General features: G+C 72.4%; 16 protein-coding genes. 11 read left to right on the plus strand and 5 right to left on the minus strand.

What is annotated here, in order from left to right; translation table 11 throughout:
* Positions 1 to 19: 19 nt before the first annotated feature.
* Entirely contained in the window at positions 20 to 544 is a 525-nt protein-coding gene (locus HUT06_RS34800; RefSeq protein ID WP_217711582.1) for an NADAR family protein, read from the minus strand.
* Positions 545 to 747: 203 nt separating this feature from the next.
* Here HUT06_RS34800 and HUT06_RS45380 point away from each other — a divergent pair, with 203 nt between their 5' ends.
* Positions 748 to 873 carry a hypothetical protein gene (locus tag HUT06_RS45380; RefSeq protein WP_302931860.1) on the plus strand — a complete coding sequence of 42 codons (126 nt, stop codon included), beginning with the start codon at positions 748 to 750 and terminating at the stop codon, positions 871 to 873.
* A gap of 52 nt (positions 874 to 925) precedes the next feature.
* Here HUT06_RS45380 and HUT06_RS34805 read toward each other — a convergent pair whose 3' ends face one another.
* Positions 926 to 1,981: a LacI family DNA-binding transcriptional regulator gene (locus tag HUT06_RS34805; RefSeq protein WP_176199594.1), complete on the minus strand. Its 1,056-nt coding sequence runs from the start codon at positions 1,979 to 1,981 to the stop codon at positions 926 to 928.
* 140 nt (positions 1,982 to 2,121) lie between these two features.
* Here HUT06_RS34805 and HUT06_RS34810 point away from each other — a divergent pair, with 140 nt between their 5' ends.
* The 9 genes from HUT06_RS34810 to HUT06_RS34850 all read left to right on the plus strand — a co-directional run bounded on the left by HUT06_RS34810 (position 2,122) and on the right by HUT06_RS34850 (position 12,431).
* A complete protein-coding gene (locus HUT06_RS34810; protein WP_176199595.1) occupies positions 2,122 to 2,991 on the plus strand; it encodes an ABC transporter permease in 870 nt (289 codons plus the stop codon).
* A 41-nt stretch (positions 2,992 to 3,032) separates the two neighbouring features.
* The gene (locus tag HUT06_RS34815; RefSeq protein WP_176199596.1) at positions 3,033 to 4,055 is read left to right on the plus strand and encodes an ABC transporter substrate-binding protein; all 1,023 of its coding nucleotides are present in this window, start codon (positions 3,033 to 3,035) and stop codon (positions 4,053 to 4,055) included.
* 20 nt (positions 4,056 to 4,075) lie between these two features.
* The gene (locus tag HUT06_RS34820; protein ID WP_254715540.1) at positions 4,076 to 4,882 is read left to right on the plus strand and encodes an ABC transporter ATP-binding protein; all 807 of its coding nucleotides are present in this window, start codon (positions 4,076 to 4,078) and stop codon (positions 4,880 to 4,882) included.
* A 30-nt stretch (positions 4,883 to 4,912) separates the two neighbouring features.
* On the plus strand, positions 4,913 to 6,058 hold the full coding sequence (locus tag HUT06_RS34825) for a Gfo/Idh/MocA family protein (RefSeq protein WP_176199598.1): 1,146 nt from the start codon (positions 4,913 to 4,915) through the stop codon (positions 6,056 to 6,058).
* Between the two features lie 35 nt (positions 6,059 to 6,093).
* The gene (locus HUT06_RS34830) at positions 6,094 to 7,179 is read left to right on the plus strand and encodes a dihydrodipicolinate synthase family protein (RefSeq protein ID WP_254715822.1); all 1,086 of its coding nucleotides are present in this window, start codon (positions 6,094 to 6,096) and stop codon (positions 7,177 to 7,179) included.
* A complete protein-coding gene (locus tag HUT06_RS34835) occupies positions 7,176 to 7,979 on the plus strand; it encodes a sugar phosphate isomerase/epimerase (RefSeq protein ID WP_176199600.1) in 804 nt (267 codons plus the stop codon). Before HUT06_RS34830 ends, HUT06_RS34835 begins: the two co-directional genes overlap by 4 nt.
* Positions 7,976 to 9,214: a hypothetical protein gene (locus HUT06_RS34840; RefSeq protein ID WP_176199601.1), complete on the plus strand. Its 1,239-nt coding sequence runs from the start codon at positions 7,976 to 7,978 to the stop codon at positions 9,212 to 9,214. Before HUT06_RS34835 ends, HUT06_RS34840 begins: the two co-directional genes overlap by 4 nt.
* A gap of 126 nt (positions 9,215 to 9,340) precedes the next feature.
* Entirely contained in the window at positions 9,341 to 11,434 is a 2,094-nt protein-coding gene (locus HUT06_RS34845) for a sorbosone dehydrogenase family protein (RefSeq protein WP_176199602.1), read from the plus strand.
* A gap of 61 nt (positions 11,435 to 11,495) precedes the next feature.
* Positions 11,496 to 12,431 carry a LamG-like jellyroll fold domain-containing protein gene (locus HUT06_RS34850; protein WP_176199603.1) on the plus strand — a complete coding sequence of 312 codons (936 nt, stop codon included), beginning with the start codon at positions 11,496 to 11,498 and terminating at the stop codon, positions 12,429 to 12,431.
* 46 nt (positions 12,432 to 12,477) lie between these two features.
* Here HUT06_RS34850 and HUT06_RS34855 read toward each other — a convergent pair whose 3' ends face one another.
* A complete protein-coding gene (locus tag HUT06_RS34855; RefSeq protein WP_176199604.1) occupies positions 12,478 to 13,359 on the minus strand; it encodes a helix-turn-helix transcriptional regulator in 882 nt (293 codons plus the stop codon).
* 102 nt (positions 13,360 to 13,461) lie between these two features.
* Between HUT06_RS34855 and HUT06_RS34860 the strand changes: the two genes are divergently transcribed.
* The gene (locus HUT06_RS34860) at positions 13,462 to 14,358 is read left to right on the plus strand and encodes an aldo/keto reductase (RefSeq protein WP_176199605.1); all 897 of its coding nucleotides are present in this window, start codon (positions 13,462 to 13,464) and stop codon (positions 14,356 to 14,358) included.
* Positions 14,359 to 14,387: 29 nt separating this feature from the next.
* Here HUT06_RS34860 and HUT06_RS34865 read toward each other — a convergent pair whose 3' ends face one another.
* Positions 14,388 to 14,690: a hypothetical protein gene (locus tag HUT06_RS34865; protein ID WP_217711584.1), complete on the minus strand. Its 303-nt coding sequence runs from the start codon at positions 14,688 to 14,690 to the stop codon at positions 14,388 to 14,390.
* A gap of 70 nt (positions 14,691 to 14,760) precedes the next feature.
* A complete protein-coding gene (locus HUT06_RS34870; protein ID WP_176199607.1) occupies positions 14,761 to 15,681 on the minus strand; it encodes a hypothetical protein in 921 nt (306 codons plus the stop codon).
* Positions 15,682 to 15,725: the final 44 nt, after the last annotated feature.

Below are 15,725 nucleotides of genomic sequence, written 5' to 3' on the forward strand. Positions count from 1 at the left end.
CGATTACCTCGGAGGTAACTCAGCGCAGGCGGTCGCGGACGGTCATCAGGGCGAAGCCGAGGAGGTTCTCGCCGCGCCAGGACGCGACCTGTTCGGCGCGGGGGTCGTCGGCGGTGAGGCCGATGCCCCAGACGCGGTCGAGGGGGCTCGCCTCGACCAGGACGCGGTCGCCGGTGCCGGCGAGGTACTCGCGCAGTTCTTCGTGCTGGGCGAACTTCGCCTCGTTGGCCCGTGTGACTATTGCCACACGATGGTTCCGCCACGTTTCCTCGTCGAAGTTCCGGACGCGGCGGCCGAGGTCTTTCGCGCGGCGGGGATGGGACGCGGCGATGACGGCGGCGGCCGTTTCCTCGTCGCCGAAGAGGCGGGCTTTCCCGGCCATCATGTAGTGCTCGGCCGTCCGATAGGTGACGTCGTCCACGGTGAACGGGGACGGCCACCACTGGCTGAGGTAGCCCCGGCCAGGGGTCTGGTGGCCCCAGAAGAACAGGAACTTCAGGCGGGTGCCCCGGTTCTGCAGGCGGGCCAGTTCGGCTGCGTCCATGGGAGAAGCGTGCCAGGGCGGCGGCGCGGCGGCCATCGGGTTTCGCCCGGACGGGAATGGATGATCAATTCCCGGCGTTACCCGTGCTGCCGCGTCCCTGCTCGGGGGAGGGACGCGGTCTAGACCATTTTGCGAAAGCGGGCCGGTCGCCGGGAACATTTGCTGATTGGGCCCCGGCTCGAACTGGGAGGACTGCGGAACCAATGGAGAATGCCCTGGCGAACCCTCGTCGCACGAAGATCGACTCGTGGCCGGAGCGGCGGCCGATGGACGCGGACGCGGAGCGTCCCGCCGAGGCCGAGCCCGGCGAGGATCTCGCGGCGCGCTGATCTGCGCATAGATCGGGACCCGTCCGGTTGATCCGGGCGGGTTCTTCGCGTCTCAGCGGGGTGCGGCGGTGCTGTCGCGCAGCACGACCTCGCCGGCGACGCGCTCGAGGCGGCTGCGGCGGGCCGAGGGCTCGCGCAGCGCCAGGCCCATGACGCGCTCCCCCATCGCGTCGAGCGGCAGCGCGACGGTGGTCAGCGGCGGGGTCAGGTCGCGGACGATCGGGATGTCGTCGAAGCCCGCGAGGGAGATGTCGCCGGGCACCGACAGGCCCTGGTCGCGGAAGGCGGCGAGGGCGCCGATCGCCATCACGTCGGTGACGGCGAACACGCAGGTGGGCGGGGTGTCGCGGCGCAGCAGCTCGGTCGCCGCCGCGTAGCCGCCGTCGCGGGTGAACGCGGCCTCCACGATGTGCTCGGCCGGGATCCGCACGCCCGCGTCGGCGAGCGCGTCGGCGAAGCCGCCGAGCCGGTCGGACACGGTGGTCAGGGCGCGCGGGCCGGACAGCACGCCGAAGTCGCGGTGGCCGAGGTCGAGCAGCGCGCGGGCGAGGGCGGCGGCGCCCTCCCGGTTCTGCGGCAGCACGGCGTCGACCTTGAGGCTGCGGTGCCGGCTGAGGACGGCGACGCGGCCGCCGGTGCGCTGGTAGGGCTCCAGTTCGGCGGCCATCGAGCGCTCCCAGTCGCGGTCCTCGAAGCCGGAGCCGATGAGCAGGATGGCGCGGGCCCGCTGGGCGCGCAGCATCGCCACGTACTCGATCTCGCGGGCCGGGTCGCGGAACGTGCTGGCGAGCATCACCAGCATCCCGTGGTCGGCGGCGGTGCGCATCACGCCGCGGGCGACGGCGGCGAAGTAGGGGTCGCTGACGTCGTGGCAGATCACCCCGACGGACGAACTGGACGCGCTGGCCAGGGCCTGCGCGTGCGCGTTCGGCGTGTAGCTGAGCCGCCCGGCGGAGGCGAGCACGCGCTCCCGGAGGTCGGCGCGGACCTGCGAGGTCCCGTTGAGGACGCGGGACGCGGTGGCGAGGGAGACGCCGGCGTCGCGGGCCACGTCCTGCAAGGTCACGTAGGCCCGCTCCGCGCGCTCCTCCTCGGCCGCTTCGGTCATCACCGCCCCCTCGGTCGACGCTGGTCGGCGCGGGGGGTCTCGGAAAAGACCCTCTTGACCGCGGTGCGCGTCGCTTCCTACGGTACATCAGAAAGCGCTTTCTGAACGCGCTTTCACAGGCACCCGTCCCGGAGGACCCCATGGTGAGTCAGGGCACGACGACCGCGCCGTCCCCAGCGGACGCGCCCGGCGTCGTCGAACGCGACCGGCCCGGCGCGGGCGAGCGGATACGCGACGGCCTGGAGCGGTCGTGGCGGCCCTTCGCGCTGCTGCTGGCCTGCTTCGCGGCCTGGTGGGCCGTCAGCGCGTTCAAGCTGGTCGAGGAGTATCTCGTCCCCTCGCCCGGCGCGACGCTGCGGCTGATGGGCGACAAGTGGGGCTACATCTGGCACCACACGTGGGTCACCACGTACGAGACCCTGATCGGCTTCGCGCTCGCGGTGCTCATCGGGGTCGCGGCCGCGGTGATCATGGTGTACTCGGCCACGGTCGAGCGCACCCTGTATCCGATCCTGCTGTTCGCGCAGGTCATCCCGAAGATCGCGATCGCCCCGCTGTTCGTGGTGTGGCTCGGCTTCGGCATCGGCCCCAAGATCGTCGTCGCGGTCCTGATCGCGTTCTTCCCGGTGGTGATCTCGATGGTCGCCGGGCTGAAGGCGGTGGACCCGGAGATGCTGCAGCTGTCGGCCACGATGGGCGCGAGCCCGCTGGCCACGTTCACCAAGATCCGGCTGCCCGCCTCGCTCCCGCACCTGTTCTCCGGCCTGAAGGTCGCGGTCACCCTCGCCGTCACCGGCGCCGTCGTCGGCGAGTTCGTCGGCGCGAACGAGGGGCTCGGCTACGTGATCCTCCAGGCCAACGGCAACCTCGACACCCCGATGCTGTTCGCCGGGCTGCTGGTCATGTCGGCCATCGGCGTCGTGATGTTCGTCGTCGTCGAGGTCGCGGAGAAGCTGCTGCTGCCCTGGCACGCGAGCAACCGCGGCGAAGCCGTCACCACCACCTACTGACCCCCCGCCGCAACCCCACCCCACACGGAGGGCCTTCCGATATGAAACTCCGCACTCTGGCCATCGCCGTCCTCGCACCGGTCGTGGCGTTCGCCGGGACCGCCTGCGGCGGGGACTCCGACGAGACCACCAGCGCCTCGGGCAAGAAGCTGACCAAGGTCACGCTGACCCTGAACTGGTACCCGTACGGCGAGCACGCGCCGTTCTACTACGGCAAGAAGAAGGGCATCTACGAAAAGCACGGCATCGACCTGGAGATCAAGGCCGGGCAGGGGTCGCAGAAGACCGTCCAGGCGGCCGCCGCCGGGCAGACCGACTTCGGCTGGGCCGACACGCCCGCGCTGCTCGCCGCCGTCGACAAGGGCATGCCGGTCAAGAGCATCGGCGTGTTCCTGCAGACCACGCCCGCGTCGGTGCAGTCCTTCACCTCGTCCGGGATCAAGAAGCCCGCCGACCTCAAGGGCAAGAAGATCGCCGGGACGGCCGGGGACGCGCTCGCGCGCACCTTCCCGGTGTTCCTGCAGAAGAACGGGATCAACCCGGGCGACGTGCCCGTCCAGAACACCGACCCCGCCGGGAAGATGGCCGCGGTGCTGGCCGGCAAGACCGCCGGGCTGATGGGCTTCGCCAACGACCAGGGCCCGACGATGGCCGACAAGTCCGGCAAGCCCGTCTCGTACCTGCGGTACGCCGACTTCGGGCTGAACTTCTTCTCCAACGGCCTGATCGTCGGCGAGCGGAAGCTGAAGAGCGACGCCGACCTCGTCAAGCAGATGGTCGCCGCCACGAGCGAGTCGTGGACGGCGGCGGAGGGCGACCAGGCGGGCGCCGTCGCGAGCATGGCCGGCGCGTCCGAGCAGCTCCCGCCGGAGAAGGTCATCACCGAGCAGTTCAAGACCACGCTGACCCTGCTGCACACCCCCGCGACGCAGGGCAAGGCCCCCGGCGTGAACGCCGAGGAGGACTGGAAGACGACGATCGCCACCTTCCAGCAGGCCGGAGTCATCGAGAAGGCGCAGCCGCCGTCGGAGTACTGGCAGGCGTCGGCCGCTCCGCAGTCATGACGGGACGAGCGATGAAGACCATGAGCGAATCGGCGGCCGAACCGCGGACCGGGCGGGAGACCGCCGTCAGCCTCGACGGGGTCGCGGTCAAGTTCCGCAGCCGCAAGCGCGACGTCACCGCCCTGCGCGAGGTGTCGCTGGACGTCGCGATGGGCGAGTTCGTCGCCATCGTCGGGCCGTCCGGCTGCGGCAAGTCCACCATGCTGAAGCTGGTCGCGGGCCTGCTGAAGCCCTCGACCGGGAACGTTCTCCTGCGCGGCGACAAGGTCACCGGACCGCGCCACGACATCGGCTACGTGTTCCAGCGCGCCGCGCTGCTGGAGTGGCGCAGTGCCCGCAAGAACATCCTGCTCCAGGCGGAGATGCGCAAGATGCCGGCCGAGCAGGCCCGCCGGCGCACCGCCGAGCTGATCGAGATGACCGGCCTGACCGGGTTCGAGGACGCGCTGCCGCACGAGCTGTCCGGCGGCATGCAGCAGCGGGTCGCGCTGTGCCGCGCGCTGCTGCACGAGCCGCCCGTCCTGCTGATGGACGAGCCGTTCGGCGCCCTCGACGCGCTCACCCGCGAGCAGCTCAACGTCGAGATGAACCGGATCTGGCGGGAGACGGGCACGACGATCCTGCTCGTCACGCACTCGATCGCCGAGGCCGCGTACCTGGCCGACCGGGTCGTGGTGATGAGCGACCGGCCCGGCACGATCGAGGAGATCATCGACGTCGACCTGCCGGCCGAGCGGGACTACTCCGCGACCATGGCCCGCCCCGAGTTCGCCCGCGTCACCAGTCGCGTCCGAGGTCTGCTCGGCGCGGGTGCCGCGGCCGATTGACACGTACACCACAGGTTGGGAAGGAACGGGATGGAACGCAGGTCCATCGGGATCGTCATGAACGGCGTCACCGGCCGGATGGGGTACCGCCAGCACCTCCTCCGCTCGATCCTCGCGATCCGCGAGCAGGGCGGGGTGCGCACGGGCGACGGCACCGTGCTGTGGCCGGAGCCGGTGCTCGTCGGGCGCAGCGAGGCCAAGCTGCGCGACCTCGCCGAGCGGCACGGGCTGACCGCGTGGACGACGGACCTGGCCGAGGCGCTGGCGCGTCCGGGCATCGAGGTCTACTTCGACGCGCAGGTCACCGGCGCGCGGGTGGAGGCGATCCGGGCGGCCGTCGCGGCGGGCAAGCACGTCTACACCGAGAAGCCGCTCGCCGAGGACCTGGACGAGGCGCTCGCGCTGGCCCGGCTCGCGGACGAGGCGGGCATCAAGCACGGCGTCGTCCAGGACAAGCTGTTCCTGCCGGGCCTGCTCAAGCTGAAGCGGCTGGTGGACGGCGGCTTCTTCGGCCGCATCCTGTCGGTGCGCGGCGAGTTCGGCTACTGGGTGTTCGAGGGCGACTGGCAGGACGCGCAGCGGCCGAGCTGGAACTACCGGGCCGAGGACGGCGGCGGCATCATCCTCGACATGTTCTGCCACTGGCGGTACGTGCTGGACGGGGTCGTCGCGCCCGTCCGGTCCGTGCAGGCGCTCGGGGCGACGCACATCCCCGAGCGGGTGGACGAGGACGGCAAGCCCTACGAGGCGACCGCCGACGACGCCGCCTACGGGATCTTCGAGCTGGACGGCGGGATCGTCGCGCAGGTCAACTCGTCCTGGACGACCCGCGTGTTCCGCGACGAACTCGTGGAGTTCCAGGTGGACGGGACGGAGGGGTCGGCGGTCGCCGGGCTGCGGCGCTGCCGCGTCCAGCACCGGTCGATGACGCCGAAGCCGGTGTGGAACCCCGACCTGCCCGCCACCGAGGACTTCCGCTCGCAGTGGCAGGAGATCCCCGACAACGTCGAGTTCGACAACGGGTTCAAGGCGCAGTGGGAGATGTTCCTGCGCAGCGTCGCCGACGACTCCCCGTTCCCGTGGGACTTCTACGCGGGAGCGCGCGGCGTGCAGCTCGCCGAGCTGGGCCTGCGCTCCTGGCGGGAGGGCCGCCGGCTGGAGGTTCCGGACCTGTGAAGATCGATCTGCCGGGTTCGCTCGCGCCCTACACGATGGGCGAACCGCGCACCTACGAGCCGCCTCCGGGGCCGAGCGCGGCGCGGGTCGCCTACGCCGCCGCGCACGTGGTGCCCGACCTGTCCGGCGACTCGCTCGACTGGGACACGACGCTGGCGTTCCGGCGGCACCTGTGGTCGTACGGGCTCGGCGTCGCGGAGGCGATGGACACCGCGCAGCGCGGCATGGGCCTGGACTGGGCGGCGACCCGCGAGCTCATCCTGCGGAGCAGCCGGGAAGCGCTTTCAGTCGGCGGCCGGATCGTCTGCGGCGCGGGCACCGACCAGCTCCCGCCCGGCCCCGCGACGCTGGAGGAGATCGTCGCGGCCTACACCGAGCAGCTCGCGGTGATCGAGTCGGCCGGCGCCGTCCCCGTGCTGATGGCGAGCCGCCACGTGGCCGCCGCGGCGCGCGGCCCGGAGGACTACGCCGACGTCTACGGGCGGCTGCTCGCGCAGGTCGAGCGGCCGGTCGTGCTGCACTGGCTCGGGCCGATGTTCGACCCCGCGCTGGACGGCTACTGGGGCTCCCCCGACCTCGACGTGGCGGCCGGTGCGCTGCTGGCGCTGATCGACGACCACGCGTCCCGGATCGACGGGGTGAAGATCTCGCTGCTGGACGCCGGCCGCGAGATCGCGTTCCGGCGGCGGCTGCCGGAAGGCGTGCGCCTCTACACCGGCGACGACTTCAACTACCCGGAGCTGATCAGGGGCGACGCCGAGGGGCACAGCGACGCGCTGCTCGGCATCTTCGACCCGATCGCCCCGGCCGCCGCCGCTGCCCTGCAAGCCCTGGACGGCGGCGACCTCACCGCGTACGAGGAGATCTTCGCCCCGACCGTGCCGCTGTCGCGCCACCTCTTCGAGGCGCCCACCTACTACTACAAGACGGGTGTGGTGTTCCTGGCCTGGCTGGCCGACCACCAGCCGCACTTCCGCATGGTCGGCGGGCTGGAGACCGCGCGTTCCGTGCCGCACATGGTCCGCCTCTTCCAGCTCGCCGACACCGCCGGCCTCTTCCCCGACCCCGGTCTGGCGGCGCACCGGATGCGCGCCTGGCTGACCGTCCAAGGAGCCGCATGACGAGGTTCAGTCTCAACCAGTGGACGACCCGGCACTGGCCCCTGCCCGACCTGGCCGAGGGCTGCGTCGCGGCCGGAGTGACAGGCGTCGGCCTGTGGCGGGAGCCCATCGCCGAGTACGGCCTGGCCCGCACCGGCAAGCTCATGCGCGACCACGGGCTCGCGGTCACGTCCCTGTGCAGGGGCGGCTTCTTCCAGGAGCCGGACGCGCTGGAGAACAACCGGCGCGCCATCGAGGAGGCCGCCGAACTGGGCGCGCCCTCCCTGTGCCTGGTGAGCGGCGGTCTGCCGGACGGCTCCCGTGACGTGGACGGCGCGCGCGCACGCGTCGCCGACCTCCTCGCAGAACTGGCGCCCTACGCGGGCGAGCACGGCGTCCAGCTCGCGATAGAGCCGCTGCACCCGATGTACTGCTCCGACCGCTGCGTGGTCTCCACCCTCGCGCAGGCGCTCGACCTGGCGGCGCCGTTCCCGGCCGCGCAGGTCGGCGTCATGGTCGACACCTACCACCTGTGGTGGGACCCGGACGCCTGGGCGGGCATCGCCCGCGCGGGCGCCGAGGGCCGGATCTCGCTGTTCCAGGTCGCCGACTGGGTGACGCCGCTGCCCGAGGGCGTCCTCACCGGGCGCGGCATGCTCGGCGACGGGTGCGTGGAGCTGCGCCGCTTCCGCGAGGCCGTGGACGCGACCGGCTACACCGGGCCGATCGAGGTCGAGATCTTCAACGACGCGCTGTGGGCCATGCCCGGCGCGGAGGCCCTCGCCCTCACGCTGGCGCGCTTCGCGGAACACGTCGCGTGACGTCCGCGCCGGCCCGTCCGCGCGCGTCCGGGGACGGGGGACGGACGTGGCGGGCGGCGTCCGGCGCGTGGCTCGGGATCGGCACGGCGCCGGGCGCCCTCGTCCTCGGCGCCCAGGTCGGCGGGCGGCACGGCGGCGCGCTGCCGCTGCTGGTCCTGGTGGTCGGCGGCGCCGTCATGACGGTGCTGCTGCTCGCGCAGGGGCGGCTCGGCCTGCGCCCGCCCGCCGGCGAGGACGCGGGCATGGCCGACCTGGCGCCGCGCTACCTGCCGCCGGTCGCCGAGCGCGCGTTCACCGCGCTGCTCGCGGTCGCGATGGTGGGCTGGTTCGGGTTCAACCTCGGCCTGGGCGGCGCGGCGGCCGCGGCGCTCGGCGGCGTCCCGGACGCGGTCGGCGTCACGGCGCTGGCCGTCCCCCTCGTCGCGGTGCTGATCGCGGGCGGCGGGCGGTGGAACGCGATCGCGGTCGTCACCACGCTGACCGCGATCGCGCTGATCGGCATCGTCGCGGTGAAGCTCGCGCCGCCCGCGTCCCCGGTGTCGCTCGCGCGGGACGGGCCGCCGGGCGTCCTCGCCGCCGACCTCGCCGGATACATCGGCTACGTGTCGGTGTTCGCCGTGCGGGCCCCCGACTTCACGGTCGGCCTGCGCGGGCGCGGCGACCTGGCGGCCTGCGTCGCGCTGCTCGTCGTCCCGGCGCTCGCGGCCTCGGTCGTGGGCGCCGGGGTGGCGGCGGCGAGCGGCTCCACCGACGTCGTCGCCGTCCTCGCCGGACCGGACGGGCTGCCGGCCGCGAACCTGTTCGTCGCCGCGTCGGTCATCGCGCCGACCCTGGCCGCCGTGCACTCCGGTGCTCTCGCCGTCCGCCGCTTCCTCCCCGCCGAGCGCCCGGACGCCAGGCAGCGCATGCTGCGCTCGCGGCAGACGGTGGCGGTGCTGGCCATCGCCGTGCCGGGCGCGGTGCTCGCCGCGCTGCGCGTGGACCGGATGCTGCTCGACTGGCTGACGGTGCTGGCCGCGGCGCTCCCGGCGCTCGTCCCGCCGATGGCGGCGGAGGCGGCGCGGCGGCGGCGCGGACGGCCCGCACGTCCCGTGGCCACCTGGATCTGGGCACCCGGAGCGGCGGTGGCCGTGGCTCTGACCTTGGCGGGATACGCGGCCGCGGCACCCGTCGGCCTGCTCGTCTCGGTGGCCGCGACGCTCGTCCACGCGTGGCGCCGCCGGGCGAGGTCATGACCTGATGTGGACATGTGACAAGTCCGAAATTCGTTCTTGACGTTGGGCGGGGGCGGTCGTACGTTCGAGAAAGCGCTTCCAGAAAGCGCTTTCCAGCCACCACCTACCCCCCTTTGGACGGCCGGAATGCAACGAAGGCTCCACTGGTGTCTGCTCGCCCTCGCGGCGCTGCTGCTGCCGCTGCTCGCCGTACCCCCGGCGGCGCAGGCGCGGGACGACGCGCCGATCCTCGACCCGATCCCCGACGACCCCGCCCCGTCCGGCCTCGGCCTCGTCCTGCAGGAGGTCGCGCAGCTCCCGCAGTCGAAACCGACCGGGACCCCCACCGACCCCCGGCTGCTGCGGTGGAACCGCATCAACTACGTCGGCGAGGTCCCCGACCACTCGGGCCGGCTGTACGTGCCCGACCTGAACGGCAAGCTGTACCTGCTCGACAAGAAGACCCGCACCCCGCACGTCTACCTGGACGTCGCCGAGACGTTCGCGCCCGACTTCTTCTCCCAGGCCGGGCTCGGGCAGGGCTTCGGGTTCGTGGCGTTCCACCCCGACTTCCGCAAGAACGGGAAGTTCTACACCGCGCACGTGGAGGCCGGTGACGCGCTGAAGACCAAGACGCCCGACCTCACGCCGCAGCCGAAGACCGGCTACCACGGCGTCATCGACGAGTGGACGGCGTCCGACCCGAAGGCCGGCACGTTCTCCGGGACGCACCGCGAGATCCTGCGCATCGGGTTCTCCGGGCGCATCCACAACCTCCAGCAGATCGACTTCAACCCCAACGCCCGTCCCGGCGACGCCGACTACGGCATGCTCTACCTGACGGTCGGCGACGGCGGCAACGGCAACGTCGGCGACAACGGCGGCGACCCGCAGAACCTCGGCGTCCCGCAGGGCAAGATCCTGCGCATCGACCCGGCGGGGAGCAACAGCGCGAACGGCAGGTACGGCGTCCCGGCCGACAACCCGTTCGCCGGGCAGGCCGGCAAGCTCGGCGAGATCTACGCCTACGGCATGCGCGACCCGCACCGGTTCAGCTGGGACACCGGCGGCACGCACCGGATGTTCCTCGCGCACATCGGCGAGCACGAGATCGAGTCGATCCACGAGATCTACGCCGGCGCCAACATCGGCTGGAGCGAGCGGGAGGGCGCGTTCACCTTCCGCAAGGACGACCGCTGCCACCTGTACCCGCTGCCGGCGGACGACGACAAGTACGACTACGAGTACCCGCTCGCGGCCTACGACCACGACCCGCCGCCGGACTGGGACTGCCGCAGCGACGTCGGCCACGCGATCTCCGGCGGCTACGTCTACCGGGGCGCGAAGCTGCCCGCGCTGCGCGGCAAGTACCTGTTCACCGACATCGTCGACGGCCGGCTCATGTACACCGAAGAGTCGGAGATGAAGCACGACGCGTCCGGCAGGAACCGCGCGCAGATCTACGAACTCGCGGCCTACGACACCTCCGGCAAGCCCGTCACGATGCGCGAGCTGGCCGGTGACGAGCGCGTCGACCTGCGCTACGGCATGGACGCCAAGGGCGAGCCGTACCTGCTCGCCAAGGCCAACGGCAAGATCTGGAAGGTCGTCGGGACCAAGCGCGTCGCGTCCTGCAAGGCGGGCCCGGTCCAGGTCAAGCACGCGACGGACGCCGGGAGCTGGGCGCCCGTCACGCCGTCGAAGTGGACGTTCACCGGTGGCGAGGTCGTCCTCGCCGAGGCCGGCGAGCAGCGCCCCGGCCCGCGCCGCCCGTTCGAGTACGCGGTGCTCACCAAGGGTCCGGTGCTCGGCTCGGCGCGGATCGAGGCGCAGGTGCGGCTCGACACGCCGGTGTCGGTCAGCAACCGGGACGTGATCGTCGTCTTCGGCTACCAGGACGACACGCACTTCTACTACGCGCACCTGTCCAGCGACAACACCATCTACCCGCACAACGGGATCTTCCTGGTGAACGGCGCCGACCGGCAGCGCATCGACCAGCAGTGGAACGCCAACCGGTCGCACGGCGCGCCGCCGTCCATCACGGACGAGGCGTGGCACGGCGTCCGGGTGGACCGCTGCGCGGAGACCGGCGAGACCGCCGTCTACGTGGACGGTTCGTCCCGCCCCGTGTTCACGGCGCTCGACACGACCCTCGGCTCCGGCCGGGTGGGCTTCGGCTCGTTCGACAACACCGGCCGGCTCCGCGGCCTGACCGTCCGCGGAACCCCTGCGAAGTAACGGCCTCCTCCGGGCGGGCGGTGGGCACCGCCGCCCGCCCGGAGGGCTCCAAGGAGTCCACATGCTGATTCGCCGCGGCCCCGCAGCGCTCGCCACCGTGCTGCTCGGCGCCTCCCTCACCGTCGCCGCCGCCCCTGCCCAGGCATCGACCGGCGGCGTCTTCCCGCCCCTGAAGAAGAACCTGATCTCCTACTACGACTTCGAGCACCCCGTGCCCGGCGACCCGTCCCGCGAGGCCGACCGCGGCCGGTCCGGGACGACGATCGACCTGGTCAACGGCGGCGCCGCCATGCGGGTCAGGGACGGCGCGCGCCGGCACGCCATCCAGCTCAAGCAGGTGGATCCGTCCGCCAAGGGGAACGACGACTGGAAGGCGGGGATCTACTCGGCGACGGGCGTCCCGTCCCTGCGCGCGTTCAACGCCGCCAAGGGCGCGACGCTCATGGGCTGGTTCAAGATGACCGGCACCAACCCGAGCCCCAACACCGTCACCGCGAACCCCGACGACAAGTACAACGCGATCGGGCTGTCGGGCCTGCTCACCGGCGACTCCGACGGGCACGGCGTGCGCGCCCTGCTGGAGATCATCGACGTGTCCGGCACCCTGCGCGTCGTCGCGCTGGGCCGCCGCGTGGACGGGTCGAAGTCGCAGACGTTCGCGGCGAGCGAGGACTGGCAGAGCGTCCTCCCCCAGAACACCTGGGTGCACCTCGCCGCGACGTTCGACTACGACACCGGTCAGATGGCGCTCTACAAGAACGGCGCGCCGCTGCCCGGCTTCTACACCGTCGCGGGCGACCCGTGGGGCGTCGAGGGCGAGCCCGAGCCCGACGTCACGTCCGCCACCGACCCCCGCGGCATCAAGATCGGCGGCAGCTTCCCGCAGAACAACCTCGAACGGAACCCCTGCAACTGCCGCATGGACGGCCTGATGTTCCTCGACCGCGCCCTCACCCCCAAGGAGGCCGCGCTCCAGTACAAGTTCGCGAGGAAGTGACCCACCCACCGCCGGCGCCCGCCTCGCACGGGCGCCGGCGGTGCGTTCACCGGCGGGTCACCTCCGCGTCGTCCTCCTGACCGGTCGTTTCTTCGGCGTCCTGGGTCGCGGCCCAGGTGCCGAGCAGGCGGAGTGCCTCTTCGAACGGGGAGCCCGGTTCCGCCGCGTAGGCGTACATCCAGCGCTCGTCGTGCAGTTGCAGCGCCTCGACCTGCAGCGTGAGGTCGCCGACGACGGGGTGGCGGAACCGCTTGGGGCCCCGGCAGGGCACCTCGACGTCGTGCTCGGCCCACCAGCCCCGGAACTCGGGGCTGGCGACGGACAGCTCGCCGATCAGCGCGTGCAGCCGCTTGTCGCGCGGGTAGCGGCCCGCCGTCCGCCGCAGGACGCCGACGCTCACGCGCGCGTTCATCTCCCAGTCGACGTGGAGTTCGCGGGTCTCCGGCCGCAGGAACAGCCAGCGCGGGTGGCTCGCCGCCTCGGACGGCATCGGTTCGAGCCCCACCAGCAGGGCCCGTCCCATCCGGTTCATCGCCTGGACGTCGCCGCGCGAGTCGATGATGATCGCGGGGACTTGGACGCCGTCGAGCATCGTCCGCATGCCCGCGTCGACGGGCGTGACGCGCAGTTCGTCCGGCTTTGGCTCCGCCACGGCCGACCGGACGAGGTTGTGCAGGTACAGCCGCTCGACCTCCGCCAGCCGCAGCGCGCGGGCGATCGCGTCGAGCACCTGGTCGGACGGTTGCAGCGGACGGCCCTGCTCCATGCGGGCGTAGTAGTCGAGGCTCACGGCGGCCAGCATCGCGACCTCCTCGCGTCGCAGGCCGGGCACGCGGCGCCGTCCGCCGGGCGGGAGGCCCACGTCCTCCGGCCGGACCCGTGCCCGCCGGGTGCGCAGGAACTCTCGCAGCTCACCGTTCTTGGCCATGCTTCAACGGTAGGCGCCGGGTGCCCGGCTTGGGTGGGTCTGTGCGTCCGAGGTTGACGCCGCCACTGGTGCGGGCGGCGGATCGACCGCAAGGTGGGCCGCATGACCACCATCACTCAGACCTCGGCACTCGGCGACAAGATCGTGCGGCGTATCGGCTTCGGCGCGATGCAGCTCGCCGGCCCCGGCGTGTTCGGCCCGCCGAAGGACCCGGACGCGGCCCGCGCCGTGCTGCGCCGCGCCGTCGAACTCGGCGTCGACCACATCGACACCGCGCAGGTCTACGGGCCCGACGTCGTCAACGAACTGATCGCCGAGGCGCTGCACCCGTACCCGGACGGCCTCGTCATCGCCACCAAGGCCGGCGGCGCCCGCGACGGGCAGGGCGGCTGGGTCCGGGCGTCCCGTCCGGAGCAGCTGCGGGCGACCGTCGAGCAGGACCTGCGGACCCTGCGGCTCGAACGGATCGGCCTGGTGAACCTGCGCCTCCAGGTCGGGGGCCCGGAACCGGACGCCGTTCCGCTCGCCGAGCAGCTCGGCGCCCTGACCGAGCTGCGCGACGAGGGCAAGCTCGATCTCATCGGCCTCTCGACCGTCTCGGCCGAGATCGTCGAGGCCGCGCTGGAGACCGCCCCGATCGCGGAGGTGCAGAACGCCTACGGCATCGCGAACCGCACGGACGAGCCGGTCGTCGACCTCTGCCGCGAGAACGGCATCGCCTACGTCCCCTACTACCCGCTCGGCTCCGCGTTCACCGGCGGGCCCCAGGCGCTGGCCGCCGACCCGGCGATCGCGTCGGTGGCCGCGAAGCACGGCGCCTCGGCGTCGCAGATCGCGCTCGCCTGGCTGCTCGCCCACTACGACCGCATGCTGCTGATCCCCGGCACCAGTTCGGTCGCCCACCTCGAAGAGAACCTGGCCGTCGACGCCATCGGCCTGGACGCCGGAGACCTGGCCGCCCTGGACCGCGTCGCCCATGTGGCCGCCCCGAGCTTCTAAGGGGCGACGAGGCTACGCGTCCGCCGCTTTCACAGATGGCGTCTGGCGGCTTCGTAGGTGTCGTCGACGCTGGCGTTGAAGGCGATCGCAGCGCCCGGGGCATGCCGGCGGACCAGGTTCACGATCTGTTCGAACAGGGGCAGGAGAGGCTCCGGCTTACGGATGCCGCCGCCGATGACGACGACGTCCCACTCCCGTTGGGACAAAGGCGCGACCACACTGGCCTCGGGCGGCTCGTTGATCTTGACCAGGGCGGAGACGGCTTCGATGCCCTCTCCGTGGAGACGCGCCAAGTCCTTGTCGAGCAGCGACAGGACCGCGTCCCCGTCCATCCCGGGAACCGAGTGTGGATCTATACCAAGCACGAGAATCGACGACACATCACCATTATGGTCGGCCTGCTCAGATCTCGTGCCCGGTGCAGAGGCGCGCGGTGTGCAGGCCGTCGTCTGTGGCGGCGAGGAGGGTGCCGTCGGGGGCCAGGGCCAGGTCGTTGACCGGGGCTGGGACCTTCACCAGGCGGAACGGGACCACGGTTGCGGCGTCCCAGGCCAGGACGGTGTCGGGCTCGTCCTGGAGGGCGGCCGCCACGATGAGGCGGCCGCCCGCGAGGGACGCCGCGACCTGGTCGCACGGCCCCGGCGTCTCCAGCACCGCGAGCGCCTCGCCGTCCAAGCCGCTGACGCGCATCTCGGCGGGCCCCGGCTGGACGAGGACGAGCCCGTCGGGAGACGGCGTCAGCACCGCGTACCCGCCGGGGAGCGCCGCGATCTCCTCGCCGCGCTCGACGTCCAGGATGCTGACCGCCGCGTCGCCCGGCAGGCCGATGAGGGGCCCGGCGGCGGGCGCGGCGTGCAGGATCCAGCGGTCGATGGCCGTCCGGTGGCCGAGCCAGACGGTGAACTCGGTCAGCCGCTCGCCGGTGAGCGCGTCCCACACGACCACGCTCGCGTCGCTGGCGGGGCCGAACACGGTGACGACGGCGGCGCGCCCGTGGTGGACGGCGAGGCCGAGGAGGTCGGGCTGGCCGTCGAGCACGGCCTCATGCCCGGTGGCGAGATCGTGGACGTGCACGCGGTCGCGGTAGGTCCAGGCGACGGTGGGCGCGCCGGCGGGGGCGCCGAACGCCCACGCGGCGGGGTCGGCGGGGAAGCCGGGGAGCGGCGTGCCGAGGGCCGCGGCGGCGGCGAGGTCCCAGAGCCGCCCGGCGTTCGCGCCCCGCGCCGCCTGGGACGTGAACGCCAGCGGCGCGCCCTCGGCGGTGACGGCGGCGCCGTCGAAGCATCCTTGCGCCAGCGGCTCGGCCAGCACGCTTTCCGGCATGTGACGGAGAGTAGGACACGCGGACGCTCCGTTCCACGCACTTG

This window comes from Actinomadura sp. NAK00032 (assembly GCF_013364275.1).
Taxonomy (GTDB): Bacteria; Actinomycetota; Actinomycetes; order Streptosporangiales; family Streptosporangiaceae; genus Spirillospora.